The organism is Sphingomonas sp. JC676, assembly GCF_014489075.1.
GTDB lineage: Bacteria > Pseudomonadota > Alphaproteobacteria > Sphingomonadales > Sphingomonadaceae > Sphingomonas.
On sequence record NZ_JACTGR010000002.1, the window covers coordinates 85,424 to 112,230 of the forward strand.

The following is a 26,807-nucleotide window of genomic DNA, read 5'->3' on the forward strand; positions in this document are numbered from 1 at the left end:
ATTTGTGTGATGTTATATCATCATAACAAATTGGGGAGAGACGGAATGCGACGGCGTACCACGCTTCTGATTTGCGGCTTGCTGGCGGCGAGCATCGTGATTGTCGCCTGTCTGATGCTGCTCAGCGCAGGACAAGATCCACGGACGGCGAAGCCGCCGACATTAGCCATGCACGACGTCGCGATGCCGGAAATGGCCGTTGCGGAACCGGCAAGGATCGCCTCTCCCGCGATGGCCGTACCGCCTCCCGGAGAGGCCATGGCACCTCCCGACAACGGCGTGCCGGCCACCCAGGCCATCAGCGTCAACGTGCCGCAGCTCGCTTACACCTATATGCTCGGCTATCGCATGCCCGGCACCGCGATCGCCGACGCGCAGCAGGCGCACCTCGCGCTGTGCACCCGGCTCGGGCCGTCGCGCTGCCAGCTCGTGTCGATGCAGCGGAGCAGCAACGAACAGGGCAACGCCAATGCCAATCTGAAGCTGCGCGTGGCGAGCGGCATCGCCCAGTCCTTCTCGGCGGAACTGGGCAAGGCGGTGTCGTCCGCGGGTGGACGCGCCGCCGACACCAGCGTGACCGCGGACGACGTGTCGAAGGATGTGGTCGACACCGATGCGCGCATCCGCCAGCGCGAGATATTGGTCGCCCGCCTCACCGACATGCTCCGCAACCGCCAGGGACGCGTGAGCGAATTGGTGGAGGCCGAACGCAGCGTCGCGCAGGCGCAGGAGGAGCTCGACCAGGCCAAGGGCTGGTTGGGCGAACTCCGCGGGCGAATCGCCTTCTCGGATTTCACGATCAACTATGTGCCGGTGTCCACCGTCGCCCCCTCCCCGCGCACCTTCGCCGGACAGCTTGGCGACGCGGTGGCGCAATCGGGCATCGCGGTGATCGCCGTCGTCCGCACGCTGCTGCTGATCGCGATCTTCCTGCTGCCCTGGCTGGCCCTGGCGACCCCCGTCGTGCTGTTCCTGCTGGCGCGGCAGAAGCGGCATCCTGCCGAGCCCGCCGAAGCCTGATTGCACCCATCCACCCCTTCCGGTATAGGCGCGGCCTTCCCAAGCCCCGGCAGCCTCGCGGACCTCCGCGCCGCCGGGGCAGCGCTTTTCCAGGGGTATCGTTAGCCATGGCACGCCGCCGCCAAATCTACGAAGGCAAGGCCAAGATCCTGTACGAGGGTCCCGAGCCGGGCACGCTGATCCAGTATTTCAAGGACGACGCCACCGCTTTCAACGCCCAGAAGAAGGGCACGATCAGCGGCAAGGGCGTACTCAACAACCGCATCAGCGAGCATGTCTTCACGCTGCTGGCGGGCATCGGAATCCCGACTCACTTCATCCGCCGCCTCAACATGCGCGAGCAGCTCATCCGCCAGGTCGAGATCGTGCCGATCGAAGTGGTGGTGCGCAACGTCGTTGCCGGCTCGCTCTCGAAGCGCCTCGGGATCGAGGAGGGCACGCCGCTGCCGCGCACGATCGTCGAATATTATTTCAAGGACGATGCGCTCGGCGATCCGATGGTCACCGACGAGCATATCCTGGCGTTCGGCTGGGCGACCCAGGAAGAACTGCACGACATGGCCGACATGGCCATCCGCGTGAACGACTTCCTCTCAGGGCTCTTCGCCGGGATCGGCATCCGCCTGATCGACTTCAAGCTCGAATTTGGCCGGATCTGGGACAATGAATACGCCCGCATCATCCTCGCCGACGAGATCAGCCCCGACGGTTGCCGGCTGTGGGACATCGCCACCAACGAGAAGCTCGACAAGGATCGCTTCCGTCGCGATCTGGGCGGCGAGGTCGAAGCCTATCAGGAAGTCGCGCGCCGGCTCGGGCTGTTCCCGGAGGGCGACGATTCGGCGGTTCTCGATCTCGAGACGCACCGCAAGCGCCGGGGCAAGTAAACGTCCTTACCGGCACGATTTTAAGGCGCATCTAAAGGGCTTCTTAACCATGGAAGCGTAGTCCCGGGCTGAAACAGGTCTGGGGATTTCATCGATGCGTTCCATTCGTACCATCCTGGCGCTCTCCGTCGCGGGAACGCTCGCGGCCTGTGGCGGCGACACGGCACCGCAAACCGTCGGCAGCGTCGCGCCGCCGGCCGGCTCGCCGACGCCGACGCACAGCTTCGTCGCTCCGACCGATCCCAAGACCTATGACGGCCTCGGCGCCGTCCAGCATTACGAATATCACACCCAGTCGAACGTGAACGGCTCGCCCGTCGCCGGCAGCCAGGGCGGCCAGCTCTACGCCGGCGATGCCAACACCGTGCGCGACAGCGGCATCACCCTCAGCTACAATCCGCGCGACGCGATTTTCGAGCTGACGATCAACCGGCCCAAGGGCATCGTCAGCGTCTCCGCCTCCCGCTTCCAGGATCCGGCGCACCGCACCAATTTTGGCGGCGCGACCGAGCCCCAGGCCGGCGTCCCGGATCTCACCACCGCGCTCAACGGCATCCAGTATCTCGAGGCTGGCGGCAGCAGCGGCACCCCGCTGATCCCCAAGGGCAAATATGACGGCAATGGCGTTAGCGCCGCCCAGTCGACCTATCCCGTCTGGGACGATGCCTCCAGTTCGACGGTCCAGACCTTCTTCTACCAGAAGCCCGGCACGACGAACAAATACGGCACGACGACGCGCTATGTCTCGTACGCCGGGTTCGTGCGCAATACGATCGCGGGCGCGCTGCAGCAGCCGGTGGACACGACCGCCAAGCAGGAGCTGCGCGAGACCTACAGCTTCGATCGCGCCGCCTTCGTCTTCGGCGAACGGACCCCCAATGGGGCGATCCCGACGAGCGGATCAGGCACCTTCACCGGCGACATGATCGCTTCGGTGGTCTATAATCCGATGCTCGACATCGATGCCGCCGCGCCCAGCTATCTCCAGTGGATGTCCGGCAAGGCAACCACCAATGTGGACTTCGCCAGCGGCGTGGTCACCACCCATCTCGACGGTACCGCGCTCGCCCCGCCGCTCGATGCCTATACCAGCGGTGCCTATTTGCTGGCCGCCGGCACCACCTTCTCTGCCGACGGCAAGGCGACCATCGACATCGTCAACAAGGGCGGCTTCACCGGCCAGTTCACCGCGGCGAGCTTCGCCGGTCTGGGCACGATCAACATCGCAGGCTCGAGCCTGGACGGCGCGTTCTTCGGCCCGAACGGCGAAGAGGTCGGCGCCGGCTTCCGCATCGTCGGCGGCACGCCCGATCAGCGCATCGACATCCTGGGAGCCTATACGGGCGCCAAGAAATGAACCGGCTCGCCTCGGCGCTCGCCCTTGCGGCGGCGCTGCTGGCGCCCGGCCTCGCATCTGCCCAGTCGCTGCTCGACCAATGCGTCGCGCAGACGTGCAAGGCGCGGCTGACGCCCGACCAGCTCTTCGGTGAAGTCCAGAAGCTGATGCAGGCCAAGCGCTATGACGACGCGCAGCCGCTCGTCTCGGCGCTTTCGGCGATGCCGCAGTTCAAGCTCGAATCACGCTTCCTGAGCGGCCAGATCGCCGCCGCGAGGGGCGATCACGCCCGGGCCGCCTCCTTCTATCGCGGGATCCTCGCCGACGATCCTTCGCAGACCCGCGTCCGGCTCGAACTGGGCCGCGAGATGCTGGCGCTGGGCAAGCCGCAGAGCGCTGACAAGCAGTTCAAGATCGCCGAGCAGGACCAAGACCTTCCCGAAGACGTCGCGCGCACGATCCGTGCCGTCCGCGACGTGATCCGCGCCAAGCGCGCCTGGCGGCTCGACTTCGATTTCGGCATCGCGCCCGACAGCAACATCAACAACGCCACCTCGGCCGACACCGTCACCGTGCTGTGGGGCAACACCCCCCTGCCCCTCACCCTCGACGACAAGGCCAAGGCGCGGTCGGGCACCGGGCAGACCGCTTCGATCTCGGCCGGGCTCCGCCTGCCGGTGAGCGACAAGGTCTCGATGCTGGTCGATCTCGACAGCGCGGGCAGCAACTATGCCGGCATCGACTATGACGATTTCCAGGCCCAGGTCGCCTCGGGCGCCGAGCTGCGGCTGTCGCATGACAGCAGCGTGTCGCTCGAGGCGGTGGGCGCGCAGCGCTGGTATGGCGGCAGCCTGGTCAGCCGCCAGGTCGGCGGCAAGGCCGGCTTCCAGACGCGGCTGAGCAATCGCGAACAGATCGGCGTGCAGGTCGACATGCGCCACACCGAGGCGCTCTTCGATAACAGCTATAACGGCTGGCAGGGCAGTGCCTATGCCACCTATGAGCGCGCGGTGACGCGCAGCCTGATCGTATCGGGCGGCGTGTTCGGCCGGCGCGACTGGCTGAAGGCCGCGCCCTATTCGAGCACCGAGCTGGGGGTGATCGCCGGCTTCGGCGGCGAGCTGCCCAAGGGCATCACGCTGGGGCTGAGCGGCAGCGCCAGCTACGCCAAATATGATGCGCCCATGCTGTTCTTCTCCACCGACCCGCGCAGCGACTGGCGCTTCACCGCGCGCGCGACTTTGGGCAATCGCAAGATCAACGTCTGGGGATTCTCGCCCCAGGTGAGCGCGAGCTACTCGCGCAATGATTCCTCGCTGCCCTACTACGGCAACCAGCGGCTGCGCTTCCGCTTCACGCTAGCGCGCTATTTCTGACCGCGAGCGCGGTCGGGCACGCCATTTCTGATTGCGGGACGCAAACGAGCGGGCCATAGGCGGCGGCCATGAAGCTCCGCATCATCGTCACCTTAAAGAACGGCGTGCTCGATCCCCAGGGCAAGGCCATCCAGCACGCTTTGGGAGGCCTCGGCTTCGAGGGCGTCGACGACGTCCGCGCCGGCAAGATCTTCGAGCTCGACGTCGCGGACTCGACCAGCGACGCGGCGATCGACGAGATGTGCCGCAAGCTGCTCGCCAACACCGTGATCGAAAACTATCGAGTCGAACGCGCATGAAGACCGCAGTCATCGTCTTTCCGGGCTCCAACTGCGATCGCGACATCGCGGTCGCGCTCGAAGCGGTGACCGGCACCAAGCCGACGATGGTGTGGCACGGCGAGAGCGAGCTGCCCCAGGGCCTGGGCCTGATCGCGCTGCCCGGCGGCTTCTCCTATGGCGATTATCTCCGCTGTGGCGCCATCGCCGCGCGCTCGCCGGTGGTGCAGGCCGTGGTCGAGGCCGCCGACCGCGGCACGCCGGTAATCGGTATCTGCAACGGCTTCCAGGTGCTCACCGAAACCGGGCTGCTGCCCGGCGCGCTGATGCGCAATTCGGGGCTCAACTTCGTCTGCCGCGACGTGCCGCTGACCGTCGACAATTCGCAGTCGATCTTCACCAGCGCCTATCGCTCGGGCGAACAGATCACCGTGCCGGTCGCGCATCATGACGGCAATTTCTTCGCCGACGACGAGACGCTCGACCGGATCGAGGGCGAAGGTCGTGTCGCCTTCCGCTATGCGCACGACATCAACGGATCGTCCCGCAACATCGCCGGGCTGCTCAACAAGGCGGGCAATGTGCTCGGCATGATGCCCCACCCCGAGCGCCGCATCGAAGCCGCGCACGGCGGTACCGACGGCCGCAAGCTGTTCGAGGGGCTGCTCGAAGCGGTTAGCTGAGCGGGCGCGGCGCTTTTCACTTCGATTATTCTTATTTCCGTCACCCCGGAGAAAGCCGGCGCCCAGGATCACGGGCGGCGCGCTGCTTGGCTCTGGACCCCGGCTTTCGCCGGGATGACGAAGGGATTGCCGAGCACCCAACGGGTCAGGCGGCCCTTAAACCCGCGTCGCGAACGGCGTGAAGTCGGTACCCTCGTCATACACGTCCACGCCCTCGCGCCGCTTGAGGAAGCCGACGACGAGATAGGTCACCGGCGTCAGCAGCACTTCCCACGCGACCTTCAGCGCCCATTGCGTGAAGAGCACCTGGATCACCAGCGCGGTCGTCCAGCCTTCGGCGCCCAGAAAGGCGAGCGGATAGAAGATCAGGCTGTCGATCCCCTCCCCCGCGATCGTCGATCCGATCGTGCGGATCCAGAGCATCCGGCCTCTGGTGAGCAGCTTCATTCGCGCGAGCACATAGGAATTGACGAACTCGCCCGCCCAGAAGGCGCAGACCGACGCGAGCACGATCTGCGGCACCTGGCCGAAGATCGTCACATAGGCCGCCTGGTTGCCCCAGCTCGGCGCCGGCGGCAGCGCGACCACCACCCAGGACATGAAGGCCATGAACAGCACCGCGGCGGTGCCCGCCCAGATCACCCGACGCGCACGGGCATAGCCATAGACCTCGGTCAGCACGTCGCCGATCACATAGGAGACGGGGAAGAACAGGATGCCCGCCCCGAACGGCCAATACCCCACGCCCGGCAGCCAGATCTGGGCAACCTTGCCCGCGCCCAGCACGTTGGAAAGCAGGATGATCGCGACGAACGCGGCCATCACGAAGTCATAGTAGCGGAAATGCCCACCCGCCACGTCCCGCGCGGCGACATGCGCCGGAGTGCCCATTCCCTCGCTCATGCGCAGGTTATGATGCCGGTTTCCTGCCCAGGCAATCCACGCTAGGGGGGCAAAAGCGCGCGCCCGTAGCTCAGCTGGATAGAGCACATGCCTTCTAAGCCTGTGGTCGCTGGTTCGAATCCAGCCGGGCGCGCCATTCCCGTTCGATGTTGGGCACCATTCGCGGAGCCCTTTCAAAAATGCGTCCTACGGCGTGCTCGAGTCCTTTGATGGCGCCCACGATACGGTTTTCCTCGTCGCCCACCTCAATCCTGCTGACGCGAGACTTAGGGCTGGGCGGCCAAGCCCCCTCTCCTCGCTCAGCCCGCCGCGCTGTGGTCGCCGCCATGCCTCTGGTTCGACCTGTTGGTAGGAGCCGGCGCTCCGAGCCTGGACCGGCACTTCCATCCGCATCGGGTGTTTATTCCGAATCCAGATAGGAGGCGAGGCTGTGGCCGACGACACCAGGATCATCGCAGTGGGGCTGCTGACCGCGCGCGATCTCGAACGGCTGGGTCAGGAATTCAGGCGCGTATATCCGGTCGAGGAGACGCCATGCTTCGGCGAGCTGCTCAGCGCGATCGACGATGCCGATCGCAAGATGTGGGAGGAACACGACAAGCGTCATGTGATCGTCGTGCAGAAAATGCCGCCCATAAAGGCTTGAAAAGGCATGAGCCACCCGTTTCCGCAGTGCTCCCGGGACCGGCACGCGCCCTTCACGGCACCGAGGTAACTGCGTATCGCTTGGCCTCCCTTGAGGTCTCTTTGCCGCAATGCTCAGCCCGCCCGAACAGGCCGCTATAAACTTGAGGGAGGCGCGCGCGCTTCGCGCGTCGGGACTTACCTATCGAAATATCCGTCGCCGGCTTGGTCTCAGCGCCGGTCAGCTCAGCCACATCCGACGCGCACTGAAGCGGGAGAAAACAGCCGGGACGAGGATGCGCATGCGCCAGTCCGACGCAACCGACCGCGACCTGCCCGTCAGGCAATCGATCCTTCCCGCCGGCCTGCGGAAGATCCTGACTCTATCGGGGTTCAACACGCTCGGCGACCTCGCCGACAGGCTTACCGATCCCGACCTGCCCGGTCTCGCGACAGTGCCCGGCATTGGGCCGCACAGGGCACGACTCGTGAAGAATATACTCGATGATTTCGGGCTTCTTTCCGGCCCAACCGACCTCCGGGCGGAGGTCGAGAAGCTCTTTCCCAAGCTCGAGGACCGGGTGAAATCAGACGATTGAGCCCATCATGTGCCAAGCGGTGGCTGACGCTCGCAAAATGTAGTTGGCGCGAAACCCAGGTTGCCTAATCTATGATACTAAACTAAATTAGGTAATCGTCGACTAACTTTTGAGGGCGTTGGCGACTGAGAGACAGTAGGGCTCCCCCCTTGAGGATGGAGAAGCCCATGCCCCGGTTTTTTTTCGACATCGTGGACGGTGAAGACTTTCCCGATATACAGGGCTCGATACACGCGGACCTGGCCGCGGCTCGCATCGAAGCAATCAGATATTCCGCCGAGGTCCTGAAAGAGATGCCAGAACGATTCTGGAACAGCGAACTGTGGACGATGTCCGTGTTCGATCAGAATCGGGTGCCGCTGTTCACGCTCAAATTTTTGGCTGCCGATGCCGTCGTTTACGAAACTCCCAGGCGCCCGCAACTGCAACCGGGGTGAGTGGCGAGCCGCCCGATCGAATTTCCATGCGGGGTCACCTTCTAGCTTAGTCTGCCTTGCGAAGAGGATTGTTGATGACTGCGGCCTTGGACGAGGGGCCGGTGGACAGTCCCGCGATGATACATATTCACGATTTTGCAATTGTCCGCGCAGGAGGCACGTTTTAAGTCTCGAAGGCCGACCATCACTCCATGAACAATTTTGCGCGGGGCGCGCGAAAGGTGGGAAAAACGCCGGCAATCTCACGCAGTTACAGGCAGCACCTCGAGTTTGCCCGCGAGTATGAGGCGCACGCGCGTCACGCAGGGCTTCCGGCACGTCGTCGAAATTCGCGCCTGGGATACGAACATCTCGACCATCGGGGACGATCATTAGCCAGGTGTATTGCTCTATCGACCCCCCGCCTCCCCCAAAATAGCCGCGCAAAATGCCGCGATTTTACAATCGCTTAGGTGAAAATTGCGCTATCCAGGTTCGGCGACCCGAGAGATTCCTTTTGAACGGGGGGATCTTTTCACTTCAAAGTCCGGCCGGGGTCACCCGGCCGGGCTCTTTTTGCGCGGTCCTTCCGGTCGAGGACGGGTAGCTCGAATGGGAGCAGCTGGCCCCTTTGGTCAGGGCGGTCGAGCATCTAATGCTGGTTGGCGCCGGCCACGTCGATCGCGGCTGCACCTATCCCCACAAGCCAACAATCGCGGTCCAACCTGGGCGGAATCTGCCCGGTCCGTGCGGCGTTCCCACAGCCTCTGTGGAGATAAACGTCAACCCAACGCCATATCGGCAGAATATTGCCCACTATCACACGATATGAGCAAAAACGTCACATAACCTCCACATCGCAACCCTACCGCCCCCGCTGACCGGGGCCGGCAGGCGGTCCCGCCACATCCTTGACGGGGGATCTCATGCACAAAGACCATTTCTCGGCGCGCAAGCGCCGCGGCGCCCGCACCGCGCTTCTCGCCGCGACCCTGCTCGGCACCCTGCCCGCGCTCGTGCTAACGGCGGCCCCGGCATCGGCGCAGGATTACACCAACGTCACCGCATCGGGCCGCGTCGAGAGCAGCGATGGCAAGCCGATCGCGGGCGCCACCGTCGAGATCCTCTCCAACGATCGCGGCTTCTCGCGCAGCGGCACCACCGATTCATCGGGCAGCTACAAATTCCCTCAGCTCGCGCCCGGCAGCTACACCGTCACCGTGTCCGCACCCGATTTCGAGACCTATACCGAGCAGCATGTCATGCTGACCCAGGCGAGCGCCGCCAACCGGTTCACGCTGGCGCCCGCCGACGCCGCCGAGGGCAACGAGATCGTCGTCAAGGGAAACCGCGTCGAAGTCGCCGATTTCGAGCGCACCACCACCGGCGCGGTCGTCGACATCGCCGAGCTCGACAAGCGCGTGCCCGTCGCGCGCAGCCTACGCGACATTATCCTGCTCGCCCCCGGCACCACCCAGGGCAGCGCCGCCAACAATGGCGGCTTCGCCAACCAGGCCTCGATCAGCGGCAGCTCGTTCACCGAGAACGCCTATTATATCAACGGCCTGAACATCACCGATTTCCGCCTGGGCTTCTCGCCGGTCACGGTGCCCTACGACTTCCTGCAGACCGTCGAAGTGAAGACCGGCGGCTTCCCCGCCGAATTCGGCCGCGCCACCGGCGGCTTCGTCAACGCGACCACCAAGTCGGGCTCGAACGAGTTCCACGGCAGCATGTTGTTCAGCTGGCAGCCCGATGCGCTGATGGGCACGGCGCGCAACACCTTCGCGGCCGACAATGACGGCGACTATCGCCAGTCGACCGACACGATCGCCCAGCTGAGCGGCCCGATCATCAAGGATCACCTGTTCTTCTACGGCCTTTACAATGCCCGCAATTCCAAGGCGATCGACGGCAGCGCGACCGCGACCGACCATGCGGCAAACACCGCCTCGATCGTGACGTCGGACAGCCCGTTCTGGGGCGGCAAGCTCGACGCGATCATCATCGACGGCCAGCACCTCGAATTCACCTATTTCGACACCACCGCGACGATCCACACCCGGACCTTCTCCTATAATTCGGACACCAACGAGCTCAGCGACTTCAAGGGCGGCAACGATCAGCGCACCGGTGGCGCGAACTGGGTGGGCCGATACACCGGCAACTTCACGTCCTGGCTGACGCTCTCCGCCGCCTATGGCATCAACCGCAAGCGCGACGGCACCTTGCCGCTCGACACCACGCACGAGCTGATCACCGACTATCGCTCGGGCTCGCAAGGCACGAACATCGGCCTCAACACGGTCGATTCGGTCTCGTTCAACGACGACAAGCGCGAATTCTATCGCGGCGACGCAGACCTCTATTTCAGCGCCCTCGGGTCGCACCATGTGCGCTTCGGTCTCGATCACGAAAAGGTGACGGCGACCCAGACCTACCAGACGATCGGCACCGGCAACCTCAAATATTTCAAGGTCCCACTGGCGGGAGACGACACCAACCTGCCCGCCGGCACCGAATATGTCGTCGCCCGCAACTACCGTAACAGCGGCTCGTTCCAGGCGGTCAACCAGGCCTTCTATATCGAAGACAGCTGGTCGCTGCTCAATGACCGGCTGACGCTTCAGCTCGGCCTGCGCGACGACAAGTTCGACAACCGCAACGCCGAGGGCAAGACCTATTGGAAGTCGGGCGACCTCTGGGCGCCGCGCCTCGGCTTCACCTTCGATCCGACCGGCGATTCCAAGACCAAAATCTATGGCTCGTTCGGCCGCTATTATCTGCCGCTCAACGTCAACATGAACCTGAGCTTCGCCGGCTCGGTGCTCACCTTCAACCGCTACAACATCCTGAACGGCGTCAATCCGGGCGACGGCACGCCGGTCCTCGGCGCGCCCGTCGGGTCGGTCACCGGCGTGACGGCCTGCCCCGACACGGGCCTGCTGAACTGCACCGTCGCGCGCGACGGATCGGTGGCGGACACCACCAATACCTTCGCGCACAATCTGCGCGCCCAGTCCGCGGACGAGTTCATCATCGGCGCCGAACGCCGCTTCGGCTCGAACATGCGGGCGGGGATCTATTTCACCCATCGCGAACTCCGCAACGCGCTCGAGGATTCGTCGATCGATCTCGCCGCGCGCGCCTATTGCGTCGGCAAGGGTTTCACCGAAGCCGCGTGCAAGGGCATCTATGGCGGCGGTTCGCAGTTCGTGATCATCAATCCGGGCAAGGACAACGACATCACGCTGATCGGCCTGCCCGACGGCACCAAGCCCACCGTCCATTTCACCGCGGCGCAGCTCGGCTATCCCAAGCCGGTGCGGCACTTCAACTCGGTGACGTTCACCTTCGATCGCGCGTTCGACGGCGTCTGGGGGATCTCCGGCTCCTATACCTGGGCGAAGACGATCGGCAATTACGAGGGCGGCGCCGCCTCCGATACCGGCCAGGTCGCCAGCGGCCAGACCGCCGCGTTCGACTCGCCGGGCCTGGTCGACGGCACCTATGGCGAGCTGCCCGGCAGCCGCCGTCACACGCTCAAGGTCTATGGCAGCTATCGCCCGACCGAATGGCTCGATTTCGGCGCCAATTTGCTGGTCCAGTCGCCCAGGAAATATGGCTGCATCGGCGTGGTGCCGACCTCGGTCGATCCCTATGCCCATGGCTATGGCGGCTATGGCTTCTATTGCCAGGGCAAGTTGGTCCCGCGCGGCTCGGCGTTCGAGAGCGAGTGGCGCAAGCAGATCGACGTCAGCGCGCAGGTCCGCGTGCCCGCCACGTTCGACGCCTCGGTCCGCCTCGATGTCTTCAACGTGTTCAACTTCAAGTCGGCGATCGACTATGACGAGCACGGCGAATTCTCGAACGGACAGGTGGAGCCCACCTATGGCAAGCCGGCGGTGTATCAGGATCCCCGTACAGTGCGGCTCCAGTTCCGCGTCGGCTTCTGACCCTCTCGGGCGGCGGGGGCCAGTCTCCCGTCGCTCCCACTTTCACGAACGCGACACGCGGCACGGCCACTAAGGCGGCAAGGAGAGAGACCATGGCCATCAATCGTCGAACCTTCGTGCTTGCCGCCGGATCGGGCGCGGCAGCGACCCGCCTGTCGGTTCCCGCCGTCGCGCGCGCCAAGGCGGGCTCGATCGACGATATCCGCCACGTGGTCATCCTGATGCAGGAGAACCGCTCCTTCGATCATTATTACGGCATGCTGCGCGGCGTGCGCGGCTTCGGCGATCCGCGCCCGGCGCGCATCCCAGGCGGAAACCCGATCTGGGCGCAGCCCCGCGCGGCGAAGGATGGCGGCGGCGCGGTCTGGCCCTTCCATCTCGACACCCAGCGCACCGCGGCGGGCTGCACCGGCAGCCTCAATCACGACTGGAAGGGCACCCAGCATCTCTGGCGCAACTGGGACGCGTGGATCCCCGAAAAGACGCCGATGACGATGGGTTACATGACCCGCGCAGACCTGCCTTACTACTACGCTCTCGCCGATGCCTTCACGCTCTGCGACGCCTATCATTGCTCGATCCAGGGCCCGACCGGCCCCAACCGGCTCTATCATTTCGCCGGCAGCAACGGGCTGAGCGTCGGGTTCGACGGCATCTATGCCGTCACCAATGGCGGCTGCGACGACAATCCCGGCGCCGACATGGCCAAGGACGATCCCAAGTTCGCCGGGCTCGCCTGGATTCCCTATGCCGAGCGGCTCGAGCGCGCCGGCGTCACGTGGCGAGTCTATCAGGAATATGCCAATTATTCAGATAACTCGCTCGGCTATTTCAAGCAATTCCGCAATCTCGACCGATCTTCCTCGCGCTACCAGCGCGCCCGCGCCTGGGTCGATGGCTCGACCCCCGAAAATGCCGAACAGTCGCGTGGAAAGCACCTGATCGAGGCCTTCGCCGCCGACGTCGCGGCCGATCGCCTGCCCGCGGTCTCGTGGATCGTCCCGCAAATGCAGATGAGCGAGCATCCTGACGGGCCGCCGCTCTACGGCCAGTATCTCACCGGCAGCCTGATCGCCGCCCTCGCCGCCAATCCCGATGTCTGGGCCAAGACCGTCTTCATCCTCAACTATGACGAGCATGATGGGCTGTTCGACCACATGGTGCCGCCCACCGCGGCGACGCGGCCCGAATTCGGCGCGAGCACGGTCGATCTGCGCGGCGAGGACTATAAAAGCGAGCCCGTCGGCCTCGGTCCGCGCGTCCCGCTGACGATCGTCTCGCCCTGGACGCGCGGCGGCTGGGTCAATTCGCAGCTGTTCGACCATACCTCGGTGCTGCGCTTCCTCGAGAAGCGTTTCGGTATCGCCGAGCCCAATATCTCGCCCTGGCGGCGCGAGGTCTGCGGCGACCTGACCAGCGCGTTCGACTTCGATCGTACGCTCGAGGCGCGCCGCGACACCAGTTGGTTCCGCGACCTTCCCGACGTCAGCGGCTATATCGCCGCGAGCGACGCGGCGTGCCGCCAGGAAAAAGCCGTCGCCAAGGCCGTTCCGGCAGCCGCGCCGGTGCCCGAGCCCGGCACCCGCCCGGCCCGCGCTTTGCCCTATGATTTCGACGTCGCCGCCAACTGGACCGCCGAGGGCGCGACTTTGCGCTTCGTCAATTCGGGGCGGGCCGGCGTGGTGTTCCAGGTCCAGGACGAGATCGGCTTCCCGGGCTGGCGGCATTACACGGTCAGCGCCGGCAAGACGCTCGACGCGGCCTGGCCGATCGCCGCCGACGCGCCCTTCGCGCTGGTGGTGAGCGGCCCCAACGGCTTCCACCGCGCCTATCGCGGCACCGGCACCGGGCAGCGGATCGAGGCGATGACGCGCTGGGATCCCGATCGCTCGGAAGTGACGCTGACTCTCGCCAATCGCGGGCCCGCGCCGCACGCGCTCTCGATCCGCTCCGCGCACGCCGGCGCCAGCCGCACGCTGCGGCTCGCCCCGGGCGCCAGGCAGCAAGTGACGATGCCGATGGCGAAGCGTCACCGCTGGTACGATTTCGAGATCGCTACCACGGAGGGCGCCGAGCTGCTGCGCCTCGCCGGCCATGTCGAGAATGGCCGGCCCGATATCAGCGAGCCGGCGCCCGCATCCGCTTGAGCGGCGGACGAATGGGCTGGAATACCGCGATCAAATCAAACAGAAGAATGCAAAACCAAGGGGGAAGGATCGGATGCTGAGACGCCATGACCGGCAGCAGGAAATCGTCACCAAGCTGCGCGCCAAGGGCATGCTGTCCGTCATGGGGCTGGCGGAGGAGCTAGGCGTGTCCGACGAGACGATCCGGCGCGAGTTGCGCGTCCTCGAGACAGAGGGCGTCGTCGTCCGCCTGCACGGTGCTGTCCGCCTCGCGCCGCCGGCCATTGAGGGCCCGCTCGACCGGCGGATGCAGGAACATGCCGAGGCCAAGATGCGGATCGCCACCGCCGCCACCGCCTATGTCTCGGACGGCGACATCCTGTTCATCGATTCCGGCACAACCTCCTGTTACGTCGCCAGGGCGCTGGGCAATCATAATTCGCTGACGGTGATCACCAATTCGCTGACCGTCGCGGAGGAGCTTGGCGGGATCAACGGCAACCAGCTTTTCCTGGCCGGCGGCCAGATGGACTATAATTACCGCGCCTTTTCCGATCGCACCGCGCAGGAATTCGTCGCCGGCTTCACCCCGCATCTCGCGATCCTGTCGGTCGGCGCGGTCCATGCCGAGCACGGCCTGATGGATTTCCATGCGGGCGAGGCCGCGATGAGCCGCATCGCCTACGCCACCTCGCAGCGAGTCCTGCTCGGCGCCGACGCCTCGAAGTTCGGCCGCTTCGGCATGATGAGCACCGCGGCGCTGAGCGAGGTCGACATATTGGTGACCGATCAGCCGCTCGATCCCGACTATGCCGCCGCCTTCGCCCATGCCGAGGTGGTCGTCGCTTAGGGTCAAAGTCTCATGTTACCAGCCGTCACCTCTCCGCCAGCCTTGCAATGTAGGATTTCAGCGCCGATCCAAGACCAGCTCTTTCTCATCGTCGAGGCCCCGAAACGCCCGAAATTCGGGAAGGAAAGTTTTTCGACATAGCAGGTGTCAACCGTGTCAACTTATCGGCCGGGGACCGCGCCCCCTCATGCCCGCCAACCGCGCCAGCGGCGGCGCGGCAATCGCCAGCAGAACGAGTCCCGAAAGCGCGATCCCGGCATGGATCAGCCAGAAGCCGAACGGACCCAGCGGCACGTAGAATGCGCCTGACGCACCGGTCCACAGGCTGGCGAAAAAACCGTGGAGATAGAAGGTCCCGACCAGCAGGCCCGCCAGCCCGTGCGGCGCCTGCGCGGTGATCAGGCTCAGCCCCGCCGGCCAGACCAATACGATCGCGCTGTCGACCAGCAGCAGATAGAGAAACAGCCACCCCAAGCTCACCTCGGCGCCGGACATCGCCGCCGCCGCGAGCACCAGATAGCCGCTCGCGCAAAGTCCGCAGCCCAAGGCGATGCGGGTGAGCGGGCCGGGCGAAATCCCGCGCCGTTCGGCCGTGCGGAACAGCGCTTCGCTGCACGGAATCAGCAGGATGGTCAGCAGCCCGTCGGCCGAAACCAGCCACGGCGTCGGGATGCGCCACCCGCCCATCCGCAGATCGACATGGCGCTCGGCCCAGACCAACACCAAGTTCGAGATCTGCTCATAGGCGGCGAAGCACAGGAACACCGCCGCCATGGCGAGCGCGAGCAGCGGCAATTTGCGCGTCGCCTCGCCCGACCAGCGCACCCGCTCTGTCGGCGCCGCAAGCGCGTCGCGGCCGGCGCGGGGACGTAGCGGGGCGGTCAGGCCATAGACGGCGAGCGCCACTCCCGCGGCACAGGCCGCCGCGCCGAAACCGAACCGCCAGCCGAGCATGCTCGCCAGCGCCCCGCAGGTGAGCGGCCCCAGGAACACGCCGAGGTTGAGGAAGCCCAGATAAACGGCAAAGCCGCGCCGGCGCCCGGGCTCGTCGTCGAACAATGCGCCGACCTGCGCCGCCAGGCTGCCCTTCACCCACCCTGCGCCCATCGCGAACAGCAACAGGCCGGGCAGGAACAGATAGCCGCCCGCCATGGCGGTGCCGCCCCCGGCCATCATCACCGCTCCCGCCACCGCGACCCGGTGGCGTCCGGCGACTAGGTCGCCGATCATCCCGCCGAGCGGGACGGAGAGGTAGAGCAAGGCCGATTGCAGTCCGTAGAGCTGTGAGGCGAAGGCGATGTCGGACTGGGTGCCGAACAGCGATTCGAAGGTGGCACGCCACTGCGCGAGCCCCAGCGTGGCATCCGACGAGGCGCGCAGCAGATGGTCGAGCAGGAATAGGGTGAGCATCGACTTGACGCCCGCCACGGCGAACCGCTCGAAGGATTCGGCCATCGCCAGGCCGAAAAAGCCGCGATGAAGGCCGAACGGCTTGCCCCGCGAGTCCTGGGAAGGCGCGACTGGATCGCTCATCGTCGGACGGAGGCTCGTTGTTCCAAGGGGCGCCGGCCCCCTACCGCATTTGGGTTCAACGGCTCAAGGAGATGCGGGGGCAGAAACCGAGTGGCATGCGCCCCTCGCCGGATGCGGCAAGGAGCGCGTGCGAAACAGATCACGCCAGCGCGGGCGCTTTCTTGCGGCGGCGGATCGCGATGCCGGCGAGGCCGAAGCCACCCAGCATCATGCCCCAGCTCGCCGGCTCGGGGACCGCGGCGAACTGCTGTGCGACATAGTCGGGCAGGTCCTTGTCGCGGAAGCCGAACACGTAGAACTGGTTCGCCCCGGCGACGCCAGGCAGGAAGTCATTGTCGTTGGCGATGTAGAGCGTGTGGATCACCTCGCCGTTCAGCATCACGTCCTGGCCGAAGGCGATGCCTTCGATCTTGGCCGGGATCTGCGCCTTGGTCATGCCGTTGTTTACCAGCTGCATGACCAGATCGATGAACGGATTGCTTGCCTTGGTCACCGCTGCTGCCGCGGCGGCGGCACCGTTCAGGTTGGTGATGTCGGTCGCGCCCTGAATGTCGATCTGGAAGATCTGCTTCACCTTGGCGTTGGAGCCGTCGCCCAGGCCCTTGCCGTCGCGCTCGTCGACCAGGAACTGGTGGTCGTTGATCGCGACGATGTCGCTCACACCCGAACCGGTGGTGAGGTTATAGGCATATTCGTGGGTCTGGCCCGATGCGATGTCGATCGTGACGAGACGCAGCATGCTGGCGGTCGCCGGATTGGCGGCGTCCTGCTCGAGCGGCGCTTGCATGATGCCGACCAGCGTCTTGCCGTCCGGAGTGATTGCCAGGCCTTCCATGCCCTTGTTGGCGACGCGGCCGATCGTGTTGCCGCTGATTTCGACATCGCCCCTGGGCGAGAGGTTGGGCGAGTTGAGGTTGCCGGGCAGCGCGAACGTCTTGACCAGCTGGCCGGTGGTACGGTCGAACTGGCGGACATAGGGGCCGTATTCGTCGGAGATGAACACGCTCTTGCCGTCGTTCGACATGCGGATCGATTCAGGATCGAACCGGCCGTTGAGCGGATTGCCCGAGTCGCCGGGGCCGTAATTGTCCGAGCGGCCGGAGAAGTAATAGGCATTGGCCGTGTTGATCACGGGCGCGCCCGAACCGAGCGGCGTGCCGTCCTTCTTGTTGCCCAGGCCTGCACCGGTTCCATAGATCAGCGGAGTCGGGCTCGACAGCAGGGTCGTCTGGGTCAGCGTTGGCGTGAGCATGAAGGGCAGCGTCGAGCCCGAGGGACCCGCGACCAGCGACATGTTCAGCGTCTGGAAGCGCGATACGAACGATACGGTGTCGTCGATCGCCGAATTGAACGGCGTCGCGTTCGGTCCGCGATCGGGAACCGCGAAGAAGGTGTTGCCGCCGGCATAAGCGAGGCCCGAGCCGACGCCGCCGAGCATGTTGGCCGGAAGGCCGTTTTCCAGGGTATAGGTCAGGCCGGAGAGGTCGACGCCCTCGCCCGCCGAGCTTCCGGTCAGGCTGCCCTGGGCGAGCAGGAATGCCTGGGCGTTGGCGGACGCGATGGACGCGCTGGCCAAGGCTGCGGTCAATAGAAGCTTGCGGATCATGTGGCAGGTCCCCTCACTGGCTTGGAAGTTACCCGCCGTTAACCATGATCCATGACCGTCCCGCGTCGGCATGATGAAAGCTGCAAGACAGTGAAGATGCATCCCGCTCGTCAAGCGGTGGTGTCTCCGATAAGGGCCGCGCGATGCTGACCACCCACCGCGAAGATCTTGCGCAGCTTGCCCGGAACAATCGGCTGAGGGCCCTGGCGCCCCGCACCGGCGCGGACTTCGCATCGAACGACTATCTCGGCCTGGCGCGCTCCGACCGGCTCCGTCGAGCTGTTGCAGATGCCGTTGCGGAAGGGATGGCGATCGGATCCGGCGGATCGCGGTTGCTGCGGGGAAACGATCCCGAGCACGCGCTTCTGGAAGAGGAAGCTGCGGCCTTCTTCGGCGCGGAAGCCGCCTTGTTCTTCGCCAACGGCTATATGGCCAATGTCGCGCTGCTTTCTACGCTTCCCCAAAAGGGTGATCTGGTCGTCTTCGACGAGCATATCCATGCCAGCGCACATGACGGGATGCGGCTCGGCCGGGCGGAAACGGCAAAGGTCGCGCACAACGACGCAAGCGCGTTCGAGGATGCCATCCTCGCCTGGCGGCGCGCGGGAGGCACCGGCCGGCCATGGATCGCGGTCGAGAGCCTGTACAGCATGGACGGCGACCGGGCGCCGCTCGAGGCACTGGCGGAGATCGCCGACCGGCACGACGCGATGCTGCTGATCGACGAGGCGCACGCCACCGGTGCTTTCGGGCGGGGTGGACGCGGCCTGGCCGAGGGTCTCCACGACCGGGAAAACGTCGTCACGCTGCACACCTGCGGCAAGGGCCTGGGTTGCGAGGGCGCGCTCGTCTGCGGGCCCGGCATCGTCCGCGACTTCCTGGTCAATCGCGGGCGCAGCTTCATCTTCACCACGGCGCCCTCGCCCCTCATCGCTCGGGCGGTCCGCGAAAGCCTCCGGATCCTGGCGGACGAGCCTGAGCGTCGCGTTCGCCTGCAAAGGCTGATCGGCCTGGCCGAGACAGCGCTGGCATCCTGCGGCGTCGCCGCCACCGGTTCGCAGATCCTGCCGCTGGTGCTGGGCGACGACGCGCGGACGATGCGCGTCGCCGAAGAAGTGCAGCGCGCGGGCTTCGACGTCCGCGGCATCCGGCCGCCGACGGTCCCGCCCGGCACCTCGCGGCTGCGGATATCGCTGACGCTCAACGTCGACGAAGCGGACATCGCGGCGCTGGCCCGGGCGATCGGGGACGCGCTTTGACCGGACACAGGATCGTCGTCACCGGAACCGATACCGATATCGGCAAGACGGTGTTCGCCGCGGCACTCGCCCGGGCGCTCGGCGCTACCTATTGGAAGCCGATCCAGGCGGGGATCGAGGACGGCGGAGACGCGGACACGGCCGCACGGCTCGGGCTGCGCACGCTGCCCGAAGCATATCGCCTCAACACCCCCTGCTCGCCGCACCGCGCCGCCGAGATCGACGGCATCGCGATCGACGCCGCCCGACTGGCGATACCAAATATCGAGGGCACGCTCGTGATCGAGGGCGCCGGCGGCGTGCTCGTGCCGATCACTTCCGAACTGCTGTTCGCCGATCTGTTCGCGCGCTGGGTCGAGCCGGTCGTGCTCGTCGCCCGAACAGCGCTCGGCACCATCAACCACAGCCTCTTGTCGATCGAGGCGCTGCGGGCGCGGGGTGTGCCGATACTGGGCATCGCCTTTATCGGCGATGCGGTGGAGGACAGCGAGGCGACGATCGCGCGGCTCGGCGGCGTCAGCAGGCTCGGCCGCCTGCCCTGCCTCGACCGGATCGCGCCCGAAACGCTCGATGCCGCCTTCGCTGCGCATTTCCGCGTCGAGGATTTCGCATGAGCTCGCCGATCTGGCACCCTTTCACCCAGCATGGGCTGGAGGAGCCGATCCCGCTCGTCACCCATGCCGAGGGCGCCGCGCTCTACACTGCCGACGGGCGCCGCGTGATCGACGCGATTTCGTCCTGGTGGGTGACGACGCATGGCCATCGTCATCCCCGCATCATGGCGGCGATCGCCGATCAGGCGGCGCGGATGGACCAGATCATCTTCGCCGGCTGGACGCACGAGCCCGCCGAGCAGGTCGCGCAGGGGTTGATCGAGATCATGCCACACGCGCTGACCCGTGTGTTCTTCTCCGATTCCGGCTCCACCAGCGTCGAGGTAGCGCTCAAGATGGCGCTGGGCTTCTGGGTGAACCGCGGCGAGCGGCGCCACCGCATCCTCGTCCTCGAACACAGCTATCATGGCGATACGATCGGGACGATGTCCGCAGGCGCGCGCGGCGCGTTCACCCGGCAATATGAGCCGCTGCTCTTCGATGTCGGCACCATCCCCTTCCCCGATTCCGGCGCCGAGCAACGCACGCTCGATGCGCTGGAAGCCGCCTGCCGCGAGCATCCCGCAGCCTTTATCGTCGAGCCGCTGGTGCTGGGCGCCGGCGGCATGCGCTTCTATTCGCCCGCCGTGCTCGCCGAGATGCGGCGGATCTGCGCGGCGCATGGCGTGCTGTTCATCGCCGACGAGGTGATGACCGGCTGGGGCCGCACCGGCACCTTGCTGGCCTGCGAGCAGGCGGACGTGGTTCCCGATATCCTGTGCCTGTCCAAGGGACTGACCGGCGGCTCCGTGCCGCTTGCGGTGACGATGGCAAGCGAAGCGATCTACCGGGCGCATTACGCGACCGACCGCGCGCGGATGTTCTTCCATTCCTCCAGCTACACCGCCAATCCGATCGCCTGCGCGGCCGCCGCCGCCAATCTCGCGATCTGGCGCGAGGAGCCGGTGCTGGAGCGCGTCGCCCTGCTCGCCACGCGCCAGCGTGAAGCAATTGACGCCATCGCCGATCACCCGAAAGTGAAAAACCCCCGCAGCTACGGCACGGTCGCCGCGTTCGAGCTCGGCTCGGGCCAAAGCCGCTACCTTTCCGATCTCGGTCCGCGCCTTCTCGCCTTTTTCCGCGGGCGCGACCTGCTGCTGCGCCCGCTCGGCAACACGATCTACGTGATGCCGCCTTATTGCATCGACGAAGCAGATTTCGGTGCGATCCACGCCGCGATCGCGGAAGCAATCGAGACGACAGGTTGACACGGTTGACACCTGCTATGTGAAAAAAACTTCTCTCTCAAATTCAAGCTTTCCGGAAGCGAGCGCGCTTAAGCAACGAACGATCCCCGCGCGGCGGAAAGCTTGCCCTGTTCCGCCATCGCTTCGATCCGCCCGGCGCGGGCCTCGGAATCGGTCATCTTGCTTTTGGTTCTGGCGTGCCGAGCCTTGAGATAGGCGGCGATGAGACGGCGCTCGTCGGCATTCGTCCAGCCCGACGGATCGGGTGGGCTGTCGCCGAACAGCGCCTGCAGGCCCAGCTTGAGCGTACCCGGCACATGGCCGGGCCGATTGGTATGCTCGTCGAGCAGCTGCGCGATGCCGAGTTCCGAGCTGATCCAGGCATGGAGCGGCCGGCCAAGCACAGGCGCGTCGATGAAGCGTTTGATCCGCCCCGCCGCGAAATCGAACTCGGCGAGCCGTACCGCGTCGTGCTGGCCCGCGCGCCAGAAGCGATAGGCCCATTTGACGTCGCGAAGCTGTTGCTTCCCGGCCGCGCTATCGAGCAGCGCACCGTTCAGCGTCAGTCGCCCGGTCGTCGCGCCAGGAGCCGCCAGTCTTACCTCCAGCCCGAAGCGGCCGAAACACTCGGCATAGGCGTCCGGATCGGCACGCTTCAGATGATCGAGCATCGCCGGCAATTCGCCTTCCTCGTCATTCTTCCCCGCAGTCCATTGGAGGATGCCGAACGACATGAAGCACGCGTCCCAGCTGTTGACCGCGTCGAGCAGGCCTTCGTTGACGCTCACCGCCTTCATGATGCGCAGCACCGAGGGCGACGCCGTTGGCTGTTGGGGCCGTGCGGCGAGCCAAGACTCGATCGAAGTCGTGCCGCTGGTGACGAAACCCAGCTTGAAGGTCTTGGCAAATTGCCTGCCCAGCGGCGTGAAAGCCTTGCCGTCGGCCGACACGGTCGCCGGATGCGCTGCGTCGTCCGGAGGCGGCAGCGAGACGGCAGAGATAACCGGAGCCGGGATTGGCGTCGGCGTCGGCGTCGGAATGGGTGCGGGTGTGGGTGCCTGGAGGACGGTGCCCGGATTATCCTTGGCGATCACCGCCCAAGTCTTGGGGCCGATGATCCCGTCGGGCACCAGGTCCGCCTTCCGCTGGAAGGCGCGCACCGCGGCCTCGGTGTTCGGGCCGAAGATCGCGTCCTGCTCCACGTTGAGCAGACCCTGGATCTGCTCGACCAGGCTCCCGCGCGAACCACGCCGCAGCGTCGAGCGATTGTCGTCATCCTTGGCGGGGATCGGCGGCGGCGGGGTCTTGCCCGCGAGCAGATCGGACACATCGCGCCGGAACAGCGCCATGTCGAAGGTCGGGTCCGGCTTGCGGCCGGCGGGCAGCGCATATTCCTTGTGCCCGCAGCACATGCTCGCGCCCGCGCCGATGCGCTTGAGGATCGCCGCCACGCCGCGCCGATAGGCGTCCATCTGGACATCCGGCCACGGATCGCGGCCGCTATTCTCCGCCTCGATGCCGATGAAGCTGGAATTGCCGGTGGTGATCCCTTCCCAATTTCCCGCGCCGGCATGGTTCGCGCGACCCGCCGCGACCACATAGAAGGTCCCGTCGCGCCCCAGCCCGAGCTGGGCCAGCGGTCCCGCCAGGTCCGAGCGGCCCCGAATCAGCAGGTCGAGCGTCGGCATGTTCTTGTCGAAGTGGCCGGGCGTGGCGGTGTGATGGCACATCACCCCGCGCACCCTGCCCATCTCGGCGCGGCCACGGCTGCGCCAATTCTCGGTCTCGGCGACCTTCAGGCCGGCGGCTTCGAGCACTTCGGGAAGCCAGGTGAGCGAAAAAACCATCTTACCCTCCCTCAAGCCGCGTCTTTGGCGACGCCACCGGACGCGGCCGGCAGATCGCTGTCCTGGACGACCTGGTCGTCGGGCAGATCGACATCGCAGGCGCAGGAATCGGTTGCGGCTTCCTCGGGCAGCGGATCGGCTTCAGGCTCCGTCGCTCCGACATGTTCACCTTCGCCGGCGACTTCCGCCGCTGGCGCCGGCGCCGGCTCGGCGACGGTCGGGCGCATTGGCGGCGGATCGGTCGATACCGTCGCCTTTTCGAGGATATCCGGCACGAAGCGTTCGGTGAATCCCGCGACAAAGCCGGCGATCAGCACGTTGATCCACAGCAGCTCCGGCCCGAAATGCGCGCTGCCGATGGTGAGCGTGACCAGTCCCGACAGGATCAGGCCGATGAGCACTACGCCCGAGATCGTCCCGATCAGCATGCGCAGCACCGCGTCGATGACGTTCGACCAGCGCTGGAGATCGGGAAGCACGGTCCGGCTGCGGATCGCGAGCGCGATCGAGAAGAAGCCGCCCGCCGTTCCCGCCGCCGCCGCCCGCCAGAGCGCGAGGCTCGTGCCCTGATAATTGCCGAGGAGCGTGGCGATCGCCACGAAGAGCAGCACCGCGAGCCCGGTCGCAAGCGCCGTCGCCAGATACTCCACCCGGCCGGTACCGATGCGCTCGTTCAAGATGTCTTGCTTGATGTCCGTCAGCAGCTGTTGTGCAGTATCCGCATCGCCTTCGAGCGCAACGATCAGCGCATCGCCAACGCGACGATCATAGCGTTCGGCCCGGGCGTTCTGCGGACTGCCCGCCAGGCTGGACCGCCAGCCTTCGACGAGCCCGTTGATCTGGCCGCGAAGCGGATTGAGCCGCGCCAGATCGGCGCGTTGCGCATTGGCGGCGGCATCTTCATCGGCAAAATGCACCATTACCCCACGGGCGGTGCGATAGACGCCATAAACGGGCGGCTTGCGGGCATAGAGATCGGTGATGGCGACCCCCATGGCATCCTTGCCCGGCAGAGACAGGTCGGCGACGTTCATGCTGGTCCCCCTTGTTGGTGGCCAATTTCCTCGAACGCGAAACGGACAGCGCGCACGCCAAGCGGCGAGCCCCGATCCTATGCTGTGGCGACCTGTCTTCGCGGTGGCGCATGCGACCGCGGACATGGGCAAGAAGATGCCCTAGATTGTCGGGGAGTCAAGCAAGCCGGCGGCGCGCACGCCACCGTTAATGCCGTTATTTGCGGTGGTTGCCCCGCCAATAGAGCAGCCCGGCGACGATCGCCGCCGAACCGATGCCCACTGCCGCGCCGATGCCGAGCTGCGTGCGCGTCGGCTGCAAGCGCCGCTTGCGGGCGGCGGCCAGTTCCTTGACCACGGCCACCGTCTCGTTGTCGGTGCCGTCGTGCGGCGCCTCCTCGATCGGGTAGGGCGATTGGGCTTCTTCGGGGAGGGGCGGCTTCTTGCTCATGGTGTTCCTTCTCGTACGCCGAACCTGAACGTTCGGCTAATGCGGCGGTTTCGTGCGGACTTGCAAGCCGCCACGCGCACGGGGCACAAGGCCGCGCATGAACCCGCTTTATGCCGGGATGGGCACCACCATCTTCGAAGCCATGTCGGCCCGCGCCCGCGCGACCGGCGCGATAAACCTGGGCCAGGGCTTCGCCGACGGGCGCGGCCCCGAGGCCGTGCTCGAAGCCGCGGCGCGCGCGCTGATCGAGAAATCGAACCAGTATCCGCCGATGATCGGCCTGCCCGAGCTGCGCCAGGCCGTCGCCGATCACTATGCCCGGCACCAGGGCCTGAATCTCGCCGCCGAGGAGGTGATCGTCACCTCGGGCGCCACAGAAGCACTGGCCGCTTCGCTGTTCGCGCTGATCGAGCCGGGTGACGAAGTGATCTGCTTCCAGCCGCTCTACGATGCTTATGTGCCGCTGATCCGCCAGGCGGGCGGCATCCCCCGCTTCGTGCGCCTCCAACCGCCCGAGTGGAAGATCGACAAGGCGGCGCTGGAAGCGGAGGTCACCCCCCGCACTAAGCTGCTGCTGCTCAACAATCCGCTCAATCCCGCCGCAACGATGTGCAGCGCCGAGGCACTCTCGGCGATCGCCGATTTCTGCGTTGCGCACGATCTGATCGCCGTCTGCGACGAAGTCTGGGAACACGTCACCTTCGATGGCGCGCGTCACCTCCCGCTGATCGGCTTTCCCGGCATGCGCGAGCGCACGGTAAAGATCGGCTCCGCCGGCAAGATCTTCGCGCTGACCGGCTTCAAGGTCGGCTGGATGTGCGCGGCGCCGCATATCGCTCGCGTCCTCGCCAAGGCGCACCAGTTCCTCACCTTCACCACCCCGCCCAATCTGCAATGGGCAGTCACCGAGGGTCTCGCGACGCAGGACTTCTGGGTGCAGGAGGCGCGGCATCGCTTCCAGCAGGGTCGCGACCGGTTGAAGGCCGGGCTGGAGGGTGCGGGCTTCGTCACTTTGCCGAGCGCGGCAACCTATTTTCTCTCGGTCGATCTCGCCGCATCGGGCATCGAACTGGGCGATGTCGCCTTTTGCGACCGCCTGATCGACGAGGCCGGCGTCGCAGCAATTCCCGTCTCGGCCTTTTATGCCGAAGACCCGGTGATCAATGTCGTGCGCTTCTGCTTCGTGAAGGAAGACGCCACGCTGGACGCCGCGATCGAGCGGATCGCCGGCGCGCGCGCCGCGCTGGGTAAGCGATAGATCCGGGAACTGCTCCATCGGCCAGGGTGGAGCATTCGAAATCCTACATTGCAACACCGGCGGAACAAGCGACCCCCGCGGTGCGCTACTGTTCCGTCAAGGACGATGCCACGCTCGGCCTGAGCGATTGCGCGCATAATCAAGGCAGGCAAATGCGTTTGGTCGATAGTTTGGCTCGTCTGGTCGACGTCTAAGCAACCCCCGCTCGACGCGGCACGTTCGCCGGACCGCGGGGCAACTGGAGTTGCAAACATGCAGTATTTTAGTTTCCTGATGCGTGGTGTCGGTATTTCCGCACTGCTCGTCGCTACGCCGGCGCTGGCACAGAGCCGCATCGACCGCGCGCGCACCGCTGTAACCGAAGCCACCGCCAAGGTGGACGCTGCACAGAAGGTCGGCGCCGATACCTATGCCTCCGAGCCGATGGCACGGGCGCAGGAAGCCCTGCGCACCGCGCAGGACCAGCTCGCGCGCGATCACCGTGATTCGGCGATCAACGAGGCGCATCGCGCATCGGCGCTTGCCGATCAGGCGCTCGCCCAGGCCGAGCAGAACAAGACCGCCCAGGCATCCGCCGAGCGCGATGCCCGAGTGAACGCCGAGGCGTCGGCCAATGCCGCTGCCGCGGCTGCGGACGCCGAGCGCAATCAGCGCGCCGCGGCCGAGAATGCCGCTGCTACGGCGCAGGACAGTGCAGCGGCCGCGAATGCCCGTGCAAGCGAAGCGCAGCAGGCGGCGGCAAGTGCCGCGGCCGAAGCCGCGGCCGCCAAGACGGCAGCTGCAACGCCGCCGACCACGACCGTGACGGTGGATCGCACGACGACGAGCACGCCCGCGCGCTCCTATTCGGTGAAGAAGAAGACCACGGTGCGCAAGGCCGTGCCCGCCAAGCCGGCGAGCAGCACGACCACCACGACGACCACGGTCAAGACCGAACCGCGGTAAC

The 26,807-nt window shown here is 65.9% G+C and carries 23 protein-coding genes and 1 tRNA gene; 18 read left to right on the forward strand and 6 right to left on the reverse strand.

What is annotated here, in order from left to right:
* Nucleotides 1-45: 45 nt before the first annotated feature.
* From IAG41_RS07390 to purQ, 6 genes are all read left to right on the forward strand, one after another.
* Complete coding sequence (locus IAG41_RS07390; RefSeq protein ID WP_187727994.1) at nucleotides 46-1,020, forward strand: DUF4349 domain-containing protein; 975 nt, start codon at nucleotides 46-48, stop codon at nucleotides 1,018-1,020.
* Nucleotides 1,021-1,127: 107 nt separating this feature from the next.
* The gene (gene purC / locus IAG41_RS07395) at nucleotides 1,128-1,907 is read left to right on the forward strand and encodes a phosphoribosylaminoimidazolesuccinocarboxamide synthase (protein WP_187727995.1); all 780 of its coding nucleotides are present in this window, start codon (nucleotides 1,128-1,130) and stop codon (nucleotides 1,905-1,907) included.
* A gap of 94 nt (nucleotides 1,908-2,001) precedes the next feature.
* Nucleotides 2,002-3,264 carry a hypothetical protein gene (locus IAG41_RS07400; RefSeq protein WP_187727996.1) on the forward strand — a complete coding sequence of 421 codons (1,263 nt, stop codon included), beginning with the start codon at nucleotides 2,002-2,004 and terminating at the stop codon, nucleotides 3,262-3,264.
* A complete protein-coding gene (locus IAG41_RS07405) occupies nucleotides 3,261-4,619 on the forward strand; it encodes a surface lipoprotein assembly modifier (protein ID WP_187727997.1) in 1,359 nt (452 codons plus the stop codon). Before IAG41_RS07400 ends, IAG41_RS07405 begins: the two co-directional genes overlap by 4 nt.
* Before the next feature lie 68 nt (nucleotides 4,620-4,687).
* Nucleotides 4,688-4,918: a phosphoribosylformylglycinamidine synthase subunit PurS gene (gene purS, locus IAG41_RS07410; protein ID WP_187727998.1), complete on the forward strand. Its 231-nt coding sequence runs from the start codon at nucleotides 4,688-4,690 to the stop codon at nucleotides 4,916-4,918.
* Complete coding sequence (purQ, locus tag IAG41_RS07415; protein WP_187727999.1) at nucleotides 4,915-5,580, forward strand: phosphoribosylformylglycinamidine synthase subunit PurQ; 666 nt, start codon at nucleotides 4,915-4,917, stop codon at nucleotides 5,578-5,580. The genes purS and purQ overlap by 4 nt, the downstream gene beginning before the upstream one ends.
* 156 nt (nucleotides 5,581-5,736) lie before the next feature.
* Here purQ and IAG41_RS07420 read toward each other — a convergent pair whose 3' ends face one another.
* On the reverse strand, nucleotides 5,737-6,483 hold the full coding sequence (locus tag IAG41_RS07420) for a queuosine precursor transporter (protein ID WP_187728000.1): 747 nt from the start codon (nucleotides 6,481-6,483) through the stop codon (nucleotides 5,737-5,739).
* Between the two features lie 59 nt (nucleotides 6,484-6,542).
* On the opposite strand from IAG41_RS07420, the gene IAG41_RS07425 reads away from it, so the two are divergent.
* The 7 genes from IAG41_RS07425 to IAG41_RS07455 all read left to right on the forward strand — a co-directional run bounded on the left by IAG41_RS07425 (nucleotide 6,543) and on the right by IAG41_RS07455 (nucleotide 15,054).
* Nucleotides 6,543-6,619: transfer RNA gene (locus IAG41_RS07425), tRNA-Arg, on the forward strand.
* 294 nt (nucleotides 6,620-6,913) lie between these two features.
* Nucleotides 6,914-7,129, forward strand: coding sequence for a hypothetical protein (locus IAG41_RS07430; protein WP_187728001.1), 216 nt, complete (start codon nucleotides 6,914-6,916; stop codon nucleotides 7,127-7,129).
* 280 nt (nucleotides 7,130-7,409) lie between these two features.
* Nucleotides 7,410-7,706: a hypothetical protein gene (locus IAG41_RS07435; protein WP_187728002.1), complete on the forward strand. Its 297-nt coding sequence runs from the start codon at nucleotides 7,410-7,412 to the stop codon at nucleotides 7,704-7,706.
* A 167-nt stretch (nucleotides 7,707-7,873) separates the two neighbouring features.
* Complete coding sequence (locus IAG41_RS07440; RefSeq protein WP_187728003.1) at nucleotides 7,874-8,143, forward strand: DUF6894 family protein; 270 nt, start codon at nucleotides 7,874-7,876, stop codon at nucleotides 8,141-8,143.
* 905 nt (nucleotides 8,144-9,048) lie between these two features.
* Entirely contained in the window at nucleotides 9,049-12,078 is a 3,030-nt protein-coding gene (locus IAG41_RS07445) for a TonB-dependent receptor (protein WP_187728004.1), read from the forward strand.
* A gap of 92 nt (nucleotides 12,079-12,170) precedes the next feature.
* Entirely contained in the window at nucleotides 12,171-14,225 is a 2,055-nt protein-coding gene (locus IAG41_RS07450) for a phosphocholine-specific phospholipase C (protein WP_187728005.1), read from the forward strand.
* A gap of 73 nt (nucleotides 14,226-14,298) precedes the next feature.
* Complete coding sequence (locus tag IAG41_RS07455; RefSeq protein WP_187728006.1) at nucleotides 14,299-15,054, forward strand: DeoR/GlpR family DNA-binding transcription regulator; 756 nt, start codon at nucleotides 14,299-14,301, stop codon at nucleotides 15,052-15,054.
* A 156-nt stretch (nucleotides 15,055-15,210) separates the two neighbouring features.
* Here the strand turns inward: IAG41_RS07455 and IAG41_RS07460 are convergent, their stop codons facing one another.
* Both IAG41_RS07460 and IAG41_RS23140 read right to left on the reverse strand, forming a co-directional pair.
* A complete protein-coding gene (locus IAG41_RS07460; RefSeq protein WP_187728007.1) occupies nucleotides 15,211-16,587 on the reverse strand; it encodes an MFS transporter in 1,377 nt (458 codons plus the stop codon).
* 139 nt (nucleotides 16,588-16,726) lie between these two features.
* Nucleotides 16,727-18,193, reverse strand: coding sequence for an esterase-like activity of phytase family protein (locus tag IAG41_RS23140; RefSeq protein ID WP_187728008.1), 1,467 nt, complete (start codon nucleotides 18,191-18,193; stop codon nucleotides 16,727-16,729).
* Between the two features lie 143 nt (nucleotides 18,194-18,336).
* On the opposite strand from IAG41_RS23140, the gene IAG41_RS07470 reads away from it, so the two are divergent.
* The 3 genes from IAG41_RS07470 to IAG41_RS07480 are packed head-to-tail and all read left to right on the forward strand — an operon-like array spanning nucleotide 18,337 to nucleotide 21,313.
* Nucleotides 18,337-19,452, forward strand: a complete 1,116-nt coding sequence (locus tag IAG41_RS07470) for an 8-amino-7-oxononanoate synthase (RefSeq protein ID WP_187728009.1) — start codon at nucleotides 18,337-18,339, stop codon at nucleotides 19,450-19,452.
* Nucleotides 19,449-20,066, forward strand: a complete 618-nt coding sequence (bioD, locus tag IAG41_RS07475) for a dethiobiotin synthase (RefSeq protein ID WP_187728010.1) — start codon at nucleotides 19,449-19,451, stop codon at nucleotides 20,064-20,066. The genes IAG41_RS07470 and bioD overlap by 4 nt, the downstream gene beginning before the upstream one ends.
* Entirely contained in the window at nucleotides 20,063-21,313 is a 1,251-nt protein-coding gene (locus IAG41_RS07480) for an adenosylmethionine--8-amino-7-oxononanoate transaminase (RefSeq protein ID WP_187728011.1), read from the forward strand. The genes bioD and IAG41_RS07480 overlap by 4 nt, the downstream gene beginning before the upstream one ends.
* Nucleotides 21,314-21,381: 68 nt before the next feature.
* Here the strand turns inward: IAG41_RS07480 and IAG41_RS07485 are convergent, their stop codons facing one another.
* From IAG41_RS07485 to IAG41_RS07495, 3 genes are all read right to left on the reverse strand, one after another.
* Complete coding sequence (locus IAG41_RS07485; RefSeq protein WP_187728012.1) at nucleotides 21,382-23,139, reverse strand: N-acetylmuramoyl-L-alanine amidase; 1,758 nt, start codon at nucleotides 23,137-23,139, stop codon at nucleotides 21,382-21,384.
* A gap of 11 nt (nucleotides 23,140-23,150) precedes the next feature.
* Nucleotides 23,151-24,173: a hypothetical protein gene (locus IAG41_RS07490; RefSeq protein ID WP_187728013.1), complete on the reverse strand. Its 1,023-nt coding sequence runs from the start codon at nucleotides 24,171-24,173 to the stop codon at nucleotides 23,151-23,153.
* A gap of 196 nt (nucleotides 24,174-24,369) precedes the next feature.
* A complete protein-coding gene (locus tag IAG41_RS07495) occupies nucleotides 24,370-24,603 on the reverse strand; it encodes a hypothetical protein (RefSeq protein WP_187728014.1) in 234 nt (77 codons plus the stop codon).
* Nucleotides 24,604-24,700: 97 nt separating this feature from the next.
* Here IAG41_RS07495 and IAG41_RS07500 point away from each other — a divergent pair, with 97 nt between their 5' ends.
* Both IAG41_RS07500 and IAG41_RS07505 read left to right on the forward strand, forming a co-directional pair.
* Entirely contained in the window at nucleotides 24,701-25,861 is a 1,161-nt protein-coding gene (locus IAG41_RS07500) for an aminotransferase (RefSeq protein ID WP_187728015.1), read from the forward strand.
* Between the two features lie 252 nt (nucleotides 25,862-26,113).
* A complete protein-coding gene (locus IAG41_RS07505; RefSeq protein ID WP_262408537.1) occupies nucleotides 26,114-26,806 on the forward strand; it encodes a hypothetical protein in 693 nt (230 codons plus the stop codon).
* Nucleotide 26,807 lies beyond the last annotated feature (1 nt).

Bases quoted from the DNA above. Each gene is read 5' to 3' on its own strand.
- IAG41_RS23140 (WP_187728008.1), bottom strand. From the start codon at position 18,193: ATGATCCGCAAGCTTCTATTGACCGCAGCCTTGGCCAGCGCGTCCATC.
- purQ (WP_187727999.1), top strand. From the start codon at position 4,915: ATGAAGACCGCAGTCATCGTCTTTCCGGGCTCCAACTGCGATCGCGAC.
- IAG41_RS07480 (WP_187728011.1), top strand. From the start codon at position 20,063: ATGAGCTCGCCGATCTGGCACCCTTTCACCCAGCATGGGCTGGAGGAG.
- IAG41_RS07505 (WP_262408537.1), top strand. From the start codon at position 26,114: ATGCAGTATTTTAGTTTCCTGATGCGTGGTGTCGGTATTTCCGCACTG.
- IAG41_RS07400 (WP_187727996.1), top strand. From the start codon at position 2,002: ATGCGTTCCATTCGTACCATCCTGGCGCTCTCCGTCGCGGGAACGCTC.
- IAG41_RS07390 (WP_187727994.1), top strand. From the start codon at position 46: ATGCGACGGCGTACCACGCTTCTGATTTGCGGCTTGCTGGCGGCGAGC.
- IAG41_RS07455 (WP_187728006.1), top strand. From the start codon at position 14,299: ATGCTGAGACGCCATGACCGGCAGCAGGAAATCGTCACCAAGCTGCGC.
- IAG41_RS07405 (WP_187727997.1), top strand. From the start codon at position 3,261: ATGAACCGGCTCGCCTCGGCGCTCGCCCTTGCGGCGGCGCTGCTGGCG.
- IAG41_RS07435 (WP_187728002.1), top strand. From the start codon at position 7,410: ATGCGCCAGTCCGACGCAACCGACCGCGACCTGCCCGTCAGGCAATCG.
- IAG41_RS07445 (WP_187728004.1), top strand. From the start codon at position 9,049: ATGCACAAAGACCATTTCTCGGCGCGCAAGCGCCGCGGCGCCCGCACC.
- IAG41_RS07490 (WP_187728013.1), bottom strand. From the start codon at position 24,173: ATGAACGTCGCCGACCTGTCTCTGCCGGGCAAGGATGCCATGGGGGTC.
- purC (WP_187727995.1), top strand. From the start codon at position 1,128: ATGGCACGCCGCCGCCAAATCTACGAAGGCAAGGCCAAGATCCTGTAC.
- IAG41_RS07420 (WP_187728000.1), bottom strand. From the start codon at position 6,483: ATGAGCGAGGGAATGGGCACTCCGGCGCATGTCGCCGCGCGGGACGTG.
- purS (WP_187727998.1), top strand. From the start codon at position 4,688: ATGAAGCTCCGCATCATCGTCACCTTAAAGAACGGCGTGCTCGATCCC.
- IAG41_RS07450 (WP_187728005.1), top strand. From the start codon at position 12,171: ATGGCCATCAATCGTCGAACCTTCGTGCTTGCCGCCGGATCGGGCGCG.
- IAG41_RS07470 (WP_187728009.1), top strand. From the start codon at position 18,337: ATGCTGACCACCCACCGCGAAGATCTTGCGCAGCTTGCCCGGAACAAT.
- IAG41_RS07500 (WP_187728015.1), top strand. From the start codon at position 24,701: ATGAACCCGCTTTATGCCGGGATGGGCACCACCATCTTCGAAGCCATG.
- IAG41_RS07485 (WP_187728012.1), bottom strand. From the start codon at position 23,139: ATGGTTTTTTCGCTCACCTGGCTTCCCGAAGTGCTCGAAGCCGCCGGC.
- IAG41_RS07440 (WP_187728003.1), top strand. From the start codon at position 7,874: ATGCCCCGGTTTTTTTTCGACATCGTGGACGGTGAAGACTTTCCCGAT.
- IAG41_RS07495 (WP_187728014.1), bottom strand. From the start codon at position 24,603: ATGAGCAAGAAGCCGCCCCTCCCCGAAGAAGCCCAATCGCCCTACCCG.
- IAG41_RS07460 (WP_187728007.1), bottom strand. From the start codon at position 16,587: ATGAGCGATCCAGTCGCGCCTTCCCAGGACTCGCGGGGCAAGCCGTTC.